Origin of the sequence: Bacillus stratosphericus (assembly GCF_020524495.1) — a bacterium.
GTDB lineage: Bacteria > Bacillota > Bacilli > Bacillales > Bacillaceae > Bacillus > Bacillus stratosphericus_B.
The window spans coordinates 1-13,620 of sequence record NZ_JAIVLB010000061.1 but is presented as its reverse complement, the minus strand read 5'-3'; the positions used below and the strand labels follow the sequence as shown (position 1 = coordinate 13,620).

Annotated in this window: 11 protein-coding genes and 2 pseudogenes; 5 read left to right on the top strand and 8 right to left on the bottom strand. The window is 36.6% G+C overall.

Features of this window, described 5'->3' with window-relative positions:
* Together LC033_RS17450 and LC033_RS17445 are read left to right on the top strand one after the other, a co-directional pair.
* Positions 1-83 (top strand): IS3 family transposase (locus LC033_RS17450; protein ID WP_376776472.1); only part of this gene is annotated, 83 nt, incomplete at its 5' end.
* Positions 84-211: 128 nt separating this feature from the next.
* A pseudogene (locus LC033_RS17445) lies at positions 212-651 on the top strand (bile acid:sodium symporter family protein); the annotation flags it as partial.
* A gap of 185 nt (positions 652-836) precedes the next feature.
* On the opposite strand, the gene ku reads toward LC033_RS17445, so the two are convergent.
* Entirely contained in the window at positions 837-1,685 is an 849-nt protein-coding gene (gene ku / locus LC033_RS15860; RefSeq protein WP_226570084.1) for a non-homologous end joining protein Ku, read from the bottom strand.
* Positions 1,686-1,800: 115 nt separating this feature from the next.
* Between ku and LC033_RS15855 the strand changes: the two genes are divergently transcribed.
* A complete protein-coding gene (locus LC033_RS15855; protein ID WP_226570082.1) occupies positions 1,801-3,666 on the top strand; it encodes a DNA ligase D in 1,866 nt (621 codons plus the stop codon).
* Positions 3,667-4,091: 425 nt separating this feature from the next.
* On the opposite strand, the gene LC033_RS15850 is transcribed toward LC033_RS15855, so the two are convergent.
* The 5 genes from LC033_RS15850 to vanR all read right to left on the bottom strand — a co-directional run bounded on the left by LC033_RS15850 (position 4,092) and on the right by vanR (position 9,496).
* Positions 4,092-4,295: a hypothetical protein gene (locus tag LC033_RS15850; RefSeq protein WP_226570080.1), complete on the bottom strand. Its 204-nt coding sequence runs from the start codon at positions 4,293-4,295 to the stop codon at positions 4,092-4,094.
* 461 nt (positions 4,296-4,756) lie between these two features.
* Positions 4,757-5,869, bottom strand: a complete 1,113-nt coding sequence (locus tag LC033_RS15845) for a Rap family tetratricopeptide repeat protein (RefSeq protein WP_226570078.1) — start codon at positions 5,867-5,869, stop codon at positions 4,757-4,759.
* Between the two features lie 843 nt (positions 5,870-6,712).
* Positions 6,713-7,591 carry a VanY-A/VanY-F/VanY-M family D-Ala-D-Ala carboxypeptidase gene (gene vanY, locus LC033_RS15840; RefSeq protein ID WP_226570076.1) on the bottom strand — a complete coding sequence of 293 codons (879 nt, stop codon included), beginning with the start codon at positions 7,589-7,591 and terminating at the stop codon, positions 6,713-6,715.
* A 104-nt stretch (positions 7,592-7,695) separates the two neighbouring features.
* Positions 7,696-8,808: a sensor histidine kinase gene (locus LC033_RS15835; protein WP_226570074.1), complete on the bottom strand. Its 1,113-nt coding sequence runs from the start codon at positions 8,806-8,808 to the stop codon at positions 7,696-7,698.
* On the bottom strand, positions 8,801-9,496 hold the full coding sequence (gene vanR / locus LC033_RS15830) for a vancomycin resistance response regulator transcription factor, VanR-F/VanR-M family (protein WP_226570072.1): 696 nt from the start codon (positions 9,494-9,496) through the stop codon (positions 8,801-8,803). The genes LC033_RS15835 and vanR overlap by 8 nt, the downstream gene beginning before the upstream one ends.
* Before the next feature lie 245 nt (positions 9,497-9,741).
* Here vanR and LC033_RS15825 point away from each other — a divergent pair.
* Positions 9,742-9,964 (top strand): annotated as a pseudogene (locus LC033_RS15825) (IS1595 family transposase); the annotation flags it as partial.
* Positions 9,965-10,654: 690 nt separating this feature from the next.
* Here the strand turns inward: LC033_RS15825 and LC033_RS15815 are convergent.
* Together LC033_RS15815 and LC033_RS15810 are read right to left on the bottom strand one after the other, a co-directional pair.
* Positions 10,655-11,923, bottom strand: coding sequence for a Y-family DNA polymerase (locus tag LC033_RS15815; RefSeq protein WP_226570068.1), 1,269 nt, complete (start codon positions 11,921-11,923; stop codon positions 10,655-10,657).
* A complete protein-coding gene (locus LC033_RS15810; RefSeq protein ID WP_226570066.1) occupies positions 11,916-12,245 on the bottom strand; it encodes a YolD-like family protein in 330 nt (109 codons plus the stop codon). The genes LC033_RS15815 and LC033_RS15810 overlap by 8 nt, the downstream gene beginning before the upstream one ends.
* Positions 12,246-12,543: 298 nt before the next feature.
* Here LC033_RS15810 and LC033_RS16930 point away from each other — a divergent pair, with 298 nt between their 5' ends.
* On the top strand, positions 12,544-12,678 hold the full coding sequence (locus LC033_RS16930) for a hypothetical protein (protein WP_264188791.1): 135 nt from the start codon (positions 12,544-12,546) through the stop codon (positions 12,676-12,678).
* The last annotated feature ends 942 nt before the right edge of the window (positions 12,679-13,620 follow it).

Here is a 13,620-nt window from a genome sequence, read left to right as displayed (position 1 = left end):
ACTACAATCACACACGTATAAAGACGAAACTAAAAGGCATGAGTCCGATACAATATCGAACTCATGCCTCGAAAGCTGTCTAATAAATACCGTGTCTAACTTAAGGGGGTCACTTCAATGTGGGGTGTTTTTTGTTTACATAATATCATTATTGAAACAGATACAAATAATGGGCTGTTTTCCCATAATATTCGTTTAAATGAATCAATGAATGAACATCCTTTTAACCATTAGTCACTTTGCAGGAAGAACATTTACGATATGGGTCATTGTATTTGCATGTCTTGGATTTGCCTTTTCTGCTGAATTTGGCGTGATTGTACCTTATATCCCTTTTTTACTCGGTATCATTATTTTTGGTCCTGTCTGCTGAAGATTTTAAAGAGCTGTTTCAAAGTCTATTTATGTGCTGGGTTGACTCTTGCCATTTATTGCAATTCTATTAGCTTACGGATTACAGTTCCTTCTGAAATCGCTGTAGGTGTCATCCTCGTAGGCTGCTGCTCAGATGGGTGGTACAGCCTCCAATGTATTTGCTAGAACTCTTGGTTACCTGTATCGCCGGGAGCTTTATTTTTGTCGATTGTACAAGTTGTGTTCATTCCTATTATTTTGGGAGTCATCGTGAAATTATTTTTTAAAAAACAAGTGACATATATTGAAACCATGATCTTGATAAGTTAATCATAGATGTTCTTACTCATTTTGGTGTGTCTGAGATGGTCTGCTTCATCTAGTAGTCCTGTCAAATATGACGATGAATCTGTAATTTTGACTGTGTGGTTTTTTTATATTTGTCTACTTGACAGGATAAGACCAAGTGAGCGGTCTTTTTCTTACGCATTCTTTTCTTTTTTAGTGGGTCCTTTTCTTTTCTTAGGGGCTGCTTTTTTCTCCTTTGACGGTTTTGATCGATCGATAGAAGCCTGCAAAGCTGCCATCAAATCGGTTACATTGGATGATACATCTTTCTTACCTATTATTTCTGGCTGAACGGTATGCTCACCAGATATTTTATCTCCAATTACATTCATTAGCTGCTCCCTGTATTCATCCTGATATGCATCTGGATCGAAGGTTGTGGTCAGCTGCTCGATTAAAAGGAGCGCTGTATCTAACTCCTTCTTCACAATGTTTTCCTCTTGCGGGATATTTGGCACGTCTGATACTTGTCTAATTTCGTCAGGGAAATGAATGGTTTCCATCAGCAAAATATGTTTATAACATCTGACAATCGCCAATTGTTCTTTTGAACGTATCATAATCTTGGCTACACCAATTTTTCCCGATTCTTGCAAGGCTTTTCTTAGTAATGAATAAGCCTTCGTTCCACCTGTATCTGGTGATAAGAAATAACTTCGTTCATAATAGATCGGATCAATGTCTTCTATCTTCACAAAGTCAATGATTTCGACGGCTTTTTCTTCATTTTCTTTTCGCAGTCTTTCTAGCTCTTCATTGTCCAATTCAATAAATTTATTTTTAGCATACTCGTATGCTTTGACTATTTGTTCTGGAGCTACCTCTTCACCGCAATTGGCACAAACCTTTTTGTAGTTAATGGGCGTATGGCATTCTTTATGTAGCTGTCTTAATTTAATATCTTTATTCTCTGTAGCGGTAAACAGCTTAACTGGAATATTGACCAATCCGAAGCTAATACCGCCCTTCCATACTGTATGCATCGTGACGCCTCCGTTCTTTTCTCCTTACTATGTAATGTTTTTACCAGACTTATGTATGTTTATGAAAATTTCATCCCAATCTAAGAACACACAATGTGAGGAAGTGAAAAGTACAATGAAACCTATGCGATTAACGTCTGCCCATGATATTCCTGTCGGAGCAGACTGGCTGTATGAATTAAAGTATGATGGATTTCGGACCATTCTTGTGTGGGAAGTAGACGAGATCCATTTGGAGAGTAGAGCTGGAAAACGATTAAACGACCAATTTCCTGAGGTGATTGATCAGTGTAAACAATTAAAGGATCGACTTGCTCCTTTTTTACCGCTAACCTTAGATGGAGAATTGGTCTATTTAATGAGTGAACAGCAAAGTGATTTTGCGAAGGTTCAGCAAAGAGGCAGGCTGAAAAACAAAGAAGCCATTCAATGGCAGGCTGAGCGGTTTCCATGTCATTTGATTGCATTTGATATATTGAAGTGTAAAGGGAAATCCCTCATTGATTTCCCCCTTATTGAAAGAAAAGAATGGCTACAGAAAGTGTTCCAACAGGCAAAGCTTCCACCTTCCGTTCAGCTGGATCATCCTTCCCTTCTTCAAATCATTCAAACAGATCGTAACCCTGAGCAAATGAAAGAGCTGATGACGACGCATTTAGCAGAAGGACTAGTTGCCAAAAAAAAGACGAGTAAATGGCATGATAATGCACGCTCGAAAGAATGGCTGAAAATCAAAAATTGGCGATACGTATCTGTCATTGTGACCCGTTTTGATAAAGAAAATGGCTATTTCCAAGGATGTATTTATCAAGATTCCGATCTCATAGAAGTTGTTCAATTCAAGCATGGTTTTTCTAAAGAAGAAGAACAAACACTGCGTACGTTATTTCAAACAAAAGGCCATCTGATAAAAGCATCACAATATGAAATCCCGCCATCTATTGTCGCAAGTATTGCTTGTGTATCCTTTGATGGATCAGCGTTAAGAGAGCCCCGCTTTTCTTCATTTTTACTAGATGCTGATCCAGCAGCGTGTACCTTTCAGCAAATGCTCAAACAAGTGTATCCGCTCCCAGCCGCAATTGATGTCACTCATCCGGAGAAACCGATTGTCCCGGTACTTCATATCACCAAAGCAGATTACTTACTTTATTTGAGACAGGCGGCTTCCTATCTATTGCCCTTTTTACGTGAAAGACGGCTGACTTTAATTCGATTCCCTCATGGCATTGGAGGTGAATCTTTTTATCAGAAATCGACGCCCGATTATGCGCCAAATTTTGTTGTGGTTGATCAAGTTCAAGATATTCAATATACAGTTTGTAATGATCCTAAGACATTACTTTGGCTCGGCAACCAGCTGGCGATGGAATTTCATATCCCTTTTGAAACAAGAGATACCGAGTGCCCAACAGAGATTGTCTTTGATTTAGACCCGCCATCTGTCAAAGAATTTCACCTAGCCATAGAAGCAGCAAAACGAATTAAAGCACTTTTAGACGAACTCTTCCTCACCGCTTTTATTAAAACAAGCGGCGGCAAAGGACTACAAGTTTATATTCCATTAAAGAAAAATGCCTTCACATATGAAGAAACGAGACAATTCACAGCTTTTATCTGTCAATTTTTATGCGAACAAGCGCCTGAGCTTTTTACACTAGAACGTCTAAAGAAAAAGCGCGGCAATCGTTTGTATTTAGATTACCTTCAGCACGATGCTGGAAAAACAATCATCGCTCCGTATTCCCCAAGAGGAAACGAGCTTGGACTTGTTGCAACACCGCTTGAATGGGACGAACTGAATCACAAAGAACTTCATCCTTCTCTTTTTACCATGTCGGCTGTCATTGAGCGTCTAAAGGAAAAAGGCGATCCATTTCGCCGAATGAGGCACATTGTGAATAATGATCCTTTTAGACAAGTCTTATATCAGCTTCAAGACATTTTACCACCTCATAAGATGGACATACGCAGTCATTAAGCGTTACACTTATTTATTTGAGAAAAAGAAAGGGAAGACCATTTTTCCTTATTCACAGGGTGTCTATTTTATGCTGATTATTCTTTTAAGTATAGACATAGGCATGCAGTCGACGAGCGCCCGCCCGTAAATTGAATGTGGCTGGCATTTCAACAACCGTTCTAACGAGTACACTTGCTATGCTCAGCGCTTATCAAATTCCAAAAAAAGAAGAACCCCTGATAAGCATATGAGCTTGATACGAATAGGATCCATTTCCTTTTACTGTCTAGGTCTGCTTTAGTTTGCATACGCAGATACCTCGATCAATTTCATGATTATTTGGCTGCCTGTTTGCATTTTAGGGGTGATTATTATCACTGCCACATGCAAACACCTTCACCAATTGAAATAGCCAACGGATATTTCAATTGGTGAAGGCTGAATTAAAAGCTCCTCACATAAAAGCCAGGAGGATGTCCCATGATGAACGTTGAGCCATACGGTCCCGAAAATGAACCATATCCGCCATACCCAGGATAACCACCTAAACCAGAGAACACACCAGGGCTCACATAATACCCGCCAAAGCCAATATGAGGGCCAACCGGTCCAATTCCATGAAAGCCTCCATATGCCCGTGTATACATACAATCACCTACCTTCACGATACACCTCATCTCATCATATGCATCACTAATGGAGGGGTGTTCGTGTTCCCTCTATTCTTTCAACTTCTATGTACAATAGCCCAATTTAATAAAATTTGAATGAAAAGTCCTGCAAAAAATTAAATTAAGCAAAAAAAGGTGACCTTTTTAACTTGTTGCTACTGCCTATGTTTATTTAGAATAATGGGGCAGGTAAAAAATTTGCACACCCCCTTTATTGCGAATTCTTCTTATTAAACGTTCTTGCAGCGTTTAATAAGAAGAGCCTATTCATACAAAAAACCCTTGCTGATATTATCAACAAGGGCAAGATTTGGATGGGTGATTAACCTCCTATAATTTTTTCTGCTACTTCGAATGAACCCGCAACGTTTTCAGTTAAAACAGCCGCAGCGATGGCTAAACCCACAACGAATAATACTTTTAATCCTGTTTTCATCTTAATTCAACCCCATTCTTTTCATATGTAAATCCGCTTCTAAGCTTTTATTCAAATAAAAAACAGACTGCTGAAAAAGTGCTTGCTTTTCACAATATTTTGCCGCAAAATGTGAAAGCTCTTTTACTTCATGATATTCATTCTTTTCTTCTAACTTTCTTAATTTCTCATCAATTTGCTGAAATCTTTGTGGCGCATTCGTTAAGTAAAGATCATGTACGATACCTATTTTTAGATGAATCACTTCATGAAAAGTATCTTTTATTCTGGCATAAGCAGCTTCTATATATTGGCTTGCACGCTGCTTTTCACCAATCACACAGAGTTCCCGGCTAATCAGATACGTAGAATTGAAAAAGAATTCTGAATCATAATACTCTTGATGGGACAACGCTTTTTCAAGATGACGTATTGACTCCTTCGGCTTGTTCCAAAATGAATATAAAATGGCCACATTGTGGTGATGCTGAGCCAGCATAAAGTCATCCTGCTCGGATGTCAGAACGTCTTCTGCCAGACGATAATTATCAAGCGCTTCTTCGTACCGGCCGATCTCTGTTAGATTCGCAGCGACGAGAGAGTATGAAAGTACCGTCCTTCTTTCATAATGCTTGTGACGTTTATAGACGTGAAGGGCTCTCCGGATATAACTTAAAGAGTACATAATATGACTAAGGCGATAGTAAAGCCACGCCACCTTAAAATCAAAATCAGCACGTTCAATCTCACTTGGGATTTTATCTAAGAGCTTTTCAGCACTTCGATACATCTGTAATGCAACCTCAAAATTTCCCTGATGCTGCTCATACACACCCTCATAAAAATCGAAATAGTAGGCAAGGCGATTAGACAAATCCTCATCTTTCTTGCCATATTGACCTTCTATACTTTTCGTTGATACACTGCCCTTTTGCCCTCGCAAATTATACATGAGAATGTGATGCCTTTTTTCAAGAAGAGAATAGTACATGAGGATGTCAGCATCGTCGATTTCCTCTACCGCTTGTTTCGCTTTGGCAAATAATCGTTCTGCCTCATCCACATGATCTTTTTTGATTTCCATGTTCCAGTCATTTAATAGTGATGCTAATTCCGCAACAGGAACTTTGCTCATTCTACGCCCCCAATCACCTTCAGGTATATCACATGATTTCACTAATATGGAACTTCTTGAACTTCTATTAGCAAATGCTAATTAGTCCATTTGACATCATTTTAATATGAATCACCTCAATCTTCAATAACCGTTTCCTTTAAAAATACGTTTTGCATCAAGTATTTTTGAATAGGATCGATACAAGACTTTCTGACAGCAAGTCAATCTCATGCAGCACGGTAAAAGAAGCTTTAACACACAATTCTGTTTGTTCTTTTGTCTTATTGTTGATCTCTTTCAGTTGACTCATCAACAAGTTTGCCACTTTCAATCAGCCCAATTCAAATACTGTATACAAATCTATATGGCCTTTTATCATAAGCGTAAAATGAACATGAACAAAATAAGAACAACACTTTATAAAAGAGTGACGTAAACGCTGTTTAAAAGGGTACTGTCGGAAAACGTATCATGCGGCGTGCATCGGGGAAAGCATCCGGCAAACTAATAAAAAAGATATTCAAATAAAAAAACCTTTGTGGGGCTTTCTTCTAACTGAATTTATCGAAACCAATACTTGATGTGTGTCCTCTGATAGCCTCTTCATGGTTTTGTGAAAGGGCAAAATAACCAAGCGTGCTCAAAGTGCCAATAATGCTTCGGTGTAATCAACATGTACAATATTTGGGCAGACCTGATCATATGTAAATGAAAATCTAATTCCCCTTTCGATATTAACGAGGAATTAGGCTTTTGATTCTGCAACAATTGAGGCCAGTTTGTGGAGTAATCTTTACCTATAAACTTACTCTTACATTGATTGGATTTGGGTATTAAGTAAATTTCCTGTTTTTTCATTTATCATTCGTTATCGGTAACAATTACTCCCTCCATATTGTCACCTGAAATCTCATATTTGTGATTTTTCGGTAGATTAATGGTCATGTTTTCAGAAAAAGGGTAATAAGAAACTGTATATTGATTTCCTTCGACCGTAGCAGAAACCTTCTTTTTCTCCTTTAGGAAATCTAAATATTCTTCTAAAACAAAACCCTTTCCCTTCATAATCGCACTATGGGGAAAACCAACATAGCGAATATGCCAAGGCTCATATTGGATACCTGTAATATCAGATTTCCCCTTTGGATAGCGTAAAATAAAGCCGTATTTCCAAACATTTTTTTCTATCCATTTCCCTTCTGGTGCATCTTCCATCTTCATCTGTGTAGACCCTACATCAAGCGATAATCCCAAATTGTGTTCACTATAACCCGGAGATAAAGCGCGGTCATGTCCATATTTTTCATATAGTTCTTTTTGTTCCTCAAAACTGCGAAATCCACTTGTGATGGCGAAATTATGGATTCCATCTTTTCTAGCATCAGTGACTATTTCTGAAAATTTATGTGCAATATCCTTTGACATATAAATTTTACTATCTAATAGCACATATCCCTGTGTCAATTCATTGTGCATGGTTAAATTGACCACGTCTGTTTTAATACTCTCTTTGTGAACTGGGTATTCACTGTTGACCAAGAGCAGATTTCCTTGGTAAATTTGGTTTTCTGTAATATTTATTTGTTGACTATTTTCGGGAGCCCTTCTATCCTCTGCCTTAATTTTATTTGGATTATATATCTGCATTTTTACATTTGTTAAATCAGATTTATATTCAAAATATATGGATGCTAATAATAAGCTGAAAATTAGTAATAGCAAAAATCCCCACTTCTTCATGTTTCAATTTCCTCCTTACTCTTCTTTGTATCAAAGTATAGGTAAAAATAATTAAAAAAAAGAGTGGGTAAATCTTAAATTTTTCTTAAATCATATATTTGAAATCAATCTTCATCATTTGCTCCACTTTCCTTTGGTAATCGGACTTCAAAAGTTGTCTGTACGATGCTGCTTTCAGCAGTAATTGATCCATTATGCTGCTCTGCAATATTCTTCGCAATGAATAGGCCTAACCCTGTACTATCTTCTCGATGGGTTCGTGCTTTGTCGACGGTATAGAACATATCAAACAGATGCGGGAGTTCATCTGGAGGAATGCTGTCTCCATAATTCACAACTTGTATTACCACTTCATTTTCTTCAATAGAACCATTAATATCGACATACTGACCGTCATACCCATAACGAATTGCATTGGTGATAAGATTTTCAAACAGTCGTGCTAATAAGTCTCCATCGCCGATAATGGGTAAATGGATCGGAGTATTCATCCGGGCAATCAATTGATTGTTTTGGAATACTGGATACAATTCTTCATTTAATTGGTTTAGCAGATCAGCTAAATTCAATCTTTTTTTATCTACTGGCAACATTCCATAATTCATTTTAGTTATCTCAAATAATTCATCAATTAGCCTTTCTAAACGTTGGGATTTAGTAAAAGCAATCGTTAAAAAATGCCTGACTTGTTCTTTCGTTAAACTTTCATCTCTAAGGATTAAATCCAAGTAACCCAAAATAGAAGTCAGTGGTGTACGCAGATCATGTGCTAAGTTTACGACTAGCTGATCCTTACTGCTTTCCGAAAAGTCACCTCTTACTATAGCTTCTTTTAATTTTTCACTTGCGAGATTAATGTCTTTCGCAATATCGTTAAACTCATCATTTGATTGGATTTCAACTTTATACTGAAAGTCGCCACGAGCAAGGTAGTGAATTCCACTTGAAATCTCATTGAAATAGGTAGAATACCGTTTAGTAAGGAGAAAGAAAAATAATATCGAAAGTGGAATAAAGATAAGTAAAAAGAAGTTAATGTCTCCCATTTTTTTCATAAATAATCGAAAGTGGGCTAATAAATCGCCGTAATAAACCCAAGTATGATAATAATATTGAAGTATTTTAAAGATGATATATGTTATGGTACCAGACAGAAGCATGCTCAATCCAAATAACATAATCATTTTTGAGCGAAAATTCCCTATGATTTTAACCATTGAATGTATATCCAACTCCCCACACAGTTTTAATTAATTTGTTTTTCTGTTTATCTTCTTTAAGTTTTTTTCGTAACGTACGAATATGAACCATAACTGTATTCCCACTTTCAAAATACGCTTCGCCCCACACCTGCTGAAAAATGTTTTCCACACTATAGACTTTCTTTGGATGACTGGCTAATAAGTGCAAAATATCAAACTGTTTAGGAGTTAGCTCAATATATTCTCCGTAATGGGTAACCGCACGTTGATCAGGAGAAATAACTAGTCCACCAAACTCTAAATTTGATTTATTTTCGCCCTTAGCTTGATTCAATGTCGTAAATCTCCGTAACTGGGCATTTACACGAGCTACCAATTCAATGGGAGTGAATGGTTTAGTCATATAATCATCTGCTCCAATTACGAGTCCCTGTACTTTGTCGAAATCAGATGTTTTAGCACTTAAAAATATGATAGGCATATTATGATGTTCACGAATACGGCGTGTTACTTCATATCCATCCATTTTGGGCATCATAATATCCAAAATCAGCAAATCAAAGACCTGATTCTCCACAACGCAAACAGCCTGTTGACCATTCGATACTTTCATAACATGGTATCCTTCTTTTTCTAAATGAAAGGCAATTAGATCAGCAATTTCCTCCTCATCATCAGCAATTAGTATTGAAATATTTTTCATATTTGCACCCCTAAATAAAGTTTCGTATATAGGCTCTATTCATTTCTTATTATATCTTTTCTTCTTCAAAAAAAATGTATTATTGTTGGGTCAAAAATAAACACAGCTCTTTAACTAAACTTCCCTTAGCTTAATGACAATCCTTTATCCATACTAAGTCTTACAAGAAAAATTTCAATAATAAGTGAGCGGCCAATGGCCGTTCTTTGTTCTACAATAAAAAGAACGAGAGAGAGTTGTTACGAATGGCATTGAAGGAGATTATTCGAGAAATCAGAAAGTTAAGTACAACAGACAATACCGTCTCAAAGAGTTCTTTACAAACTCTTTGGCTGCTTATGGACCTGTAAAGAGGTTTCAGAACAGAAGCATAAGATGTACTTGTTCACATTGCCATTCCAATAAAGCTGTTCGTTTCGGTAAATATAATGTGAAAATAAGCAGTCGCAGTTAGAACGCCAACGTTACTGATGCAAGTATTGTGGGAAGAATTTTACTGATGTAACGAATAAGAATTATTTGAAGTCCATGGCACGTTGGCACAATGACATAATCAATTAATAGAAAAAACAGACTAGGCAGTCTGCTTTTTCTTGAATACTTTATCAATAACAAACATGAAAAGTGTGAATAATAGAGACAAAACTAACATGTCTAGTATCGTGACATCTGTGCTCTTTTTCATTGCAACGAACCACAGCAACTGTAGCACAAGTGATATTACAAAATAAGATATGTACTTAATACTGTTCATATTAATTTGTCCCCTCTACTTTTGGCTTATTTTCCAATACAGCGAACGCTGAACCAAGCAAGGCTTGCGTATAATAACGCCACCCTTGACTGCGTTTTTTCCAACGATTTTGATGATCTCAACAGCTAATTTACAGTCAGTTTTTGCATTCCACCTGTGATAAACCCAAGTCCAGTGATGTCAATAACCCTATCGATCATACATGATTTCCAGGGTGCTGTAGAGATTTCCCCAGTTGATCAGGATTGAAGAGGATGCATTAAGAATTACATAATCAATTTAATATAAATATATCTCATGATTAGCCAGGCGCTTGATAGGACAGATTGTACATTACCATGGTGTTAGCGCATCCTCACTTCTTTTTGATTCAATTGTATAACAAGGCCATTATGATTTCAACATCAGCTTCTATGTCCACCGGTTAAACCGGCTCTGTATAATGCCGTCCCACCTTTAGTGTATGAAACAGCCCTTAGAAGCGAATTTGAGCCATATTTATTTCTAATTCCGTCCATAACATAACCTAACTGTCTTTTTTTCTCTAACCCCTGTTCATCAAATAAAGTGAGTTGTTGATTGGAATCTTCCTCAATTTTGCTTAATGTGACAGAAATACTTCTGACTGTTTTGTGCTGATAAAACGTGTTAAACAATTCGATACATGTTTTGTATATATCCATTGTGATATTTGTTGGACTTTCAATTGTTTTACTTCTGTGAAATCCCCCACCAAAATCCTCTTTGCTGTATCCTATCCCTAAACTGATTGTCCTACCCACTTTGTTATGTTCTCTCGTTCTTTTTGCAACTTCTTCACATATTTCAAGGATAACGGCTTTTATTTCTTCTTTCTTTGTGTAGTCTCTGAGTAGAATTTGACTCTTTCCAAAGCTCACTTGTCCCTGCAACATCGGAGTGCCTATTTCAGATAAATCAATTCCCCAAGCGTGATGGTAAATTTGATTTCCCATTATCCCGAATTTCTTTTCTAGAGATTCAAGTGAATATCTAGCTAATGCACCGACTGTAAAAATCCCCATTCTGTTCAAGTTTCGTTCCATCCTCCCTCCTATTCCCCACATTTTAGAAATTGGTCTAACTGGCCAAAGCTTTGCTGGTATGTCCTCATATCTCCACCTAACAATTCCATTGGGTGCTTTTTTACTTTCTAAATCAAGAGCAAGCTTGCTTATTAACATGTTGTCACCGATTCCAATTGTACAAGGCAGCCCAAACTCTCTCATAAGGGCATCTTGTATATGTTCTGTAATTTCTTCAACACTTTTCCACATTCTCATAGCTCCATCAACCTTCAAAAAAGACTCATCGATTGAGTAAGTGTGAACATCACATTCTGGGACATATCGATAAAACAACTGTGTGATTTTCGTTGAAACATTTATAAACGTATCCATTTTAGGATTAACAATATGGATTCTTGGATCATTAGGAATTTCAAATAATCTTGATCCAGTCTTAATTTTGAAATCTTGTTTAAGTTTAGGGCTTGCTGCTAAGACAACACTCCCCTGCCTCTCTGTGTTACCTACAACAGCCAAATAACACTCAAGAGGATCTAAGCCCATCATAACTGCTGAGATTGATGCATAAAAAGATTTCATATCAACACAGAGTATCTTTTTCCGTGGAAACTTGGTGTAATCAATCATAAGAGACTCCCACTATATCATCAAAAATAATAAAGTGAGTTTCATGCGACAAATCCTTTATATGTAGCATTTTCTTCTCGTAGTTGATGTATTGAGTATGACCAATAAGATTATCTATTCTTCCTGAATTGTAGACAGAAAAGCTTACAGGCTTGTTAACACCCATAGCATAGGCAATGATCGATTCAAATTCTTCTATTTGTTGTTCATCTATAATTGGTTTATCTGTTTTTTTCGTTTCTGCTAAATCGTGTTTAAGTCGTGTAACATGCTCAGGCAACATCATAGCAGTCCATTTGATCGTTCCTCTGTCTCTAAGCATTTAATCACTCCTTTTCGAATGATTAAATAGTAACAGAACAAATGTTCCGTTTCAATGTGTTACAGAACTTTCGTTCAATGTAAATTATGGAAAATAAATACCCTCCTTTAATTCCTTTTATACTATGAAACTGCATGATATTGAGGCTTTCATCTTATGGAAATCATTACATAATTTGAGATATAATATTTTTATGTACTAGAAGGTGAAATCATTTTTAAAACAAAATTGTGCTTCTTTTTTATATTCTCTTAGGGATAATTACGCCAGAAAGGCTTCAAAAGGAGTTAGTTGGGCGATGATTACATTAGCAGGAAGCATCTGTGGCGGAGCTTGTAATGTAACAATGGGTACAGCTTGTGCGCCTTGCTTTTATGGCTTAACATTCTTATCAGGGTTTAACATAGGCGAATGTTTCGGGAAAAAATATTAATAGATAAGGAATAAATATGAAAACAGTGGAAAAATTCCATTGGGGCATTATCAGCAGGCATTCCCATACAGGGCACGCTCATGATAATGCCTTTTTTGATAACATATGAAATGTAGACCGATGTTTGATCACGATGAAGTATACAGTTTTCAAGCAGTGCCTGTAGCTGATTCAATGAATTTCAAGTGGCTTTGTTGAATACTGTCAGTTTGCATAATACGTTGTACCGTTTTATGATTTTATTTCTTTTTGCAGTAGAGCCGTTCTTTTACGATAACCATACGTATATTGGTGTGACTCACAAAGAGATGAAATGAGGTCGATTAACACTTGTTGTTTTGTCGGATGACCTTGTTTTTTCCAACGATAAAATGTTGATTTAGCGACTTCAAACATCTTACAGAATGCACTTATACTAACTTTGATGAAACCGATGTTTCACCATAAGATGCGCTATCATTTCATCCAAACCCTTGTGTTCTATTCTTAATTTCTAGCTTATCCATGATTTCTTTTGTAACATTTAGCATTCCTCCTTTCTTTGAAATACTTCTTTTATTTAAAGTCACTTAACGGCAGACTACAGTGTCTTTGCCATTGTTTATTATACCTTTTTTATCCTTCGAAATTCTTCAAGCATTACTTTTAATATTTGAGCTGTTGCTATCCTTCTTTGGAATACTTCGTTATCGGTTGAAAAATATTCTTTTCGTGGTAATTTTACATAAAGAAACATCTTTACACAATGAAAATAACCTTAAATTTCCCATCATATTCCCAAATGAAAAACAAAAAATGGTAGCATGAAAATATATGGTAAGTGATCAGCTTGTAGACAAAGTCTACAAGCTTTTTTGTATAATAAGGGTAATAACACAATTCTGCGGGGGATGAACATGTTATCGAAACGTGAAGAAGAGAGAAGAAATCAATTAGAAGTAG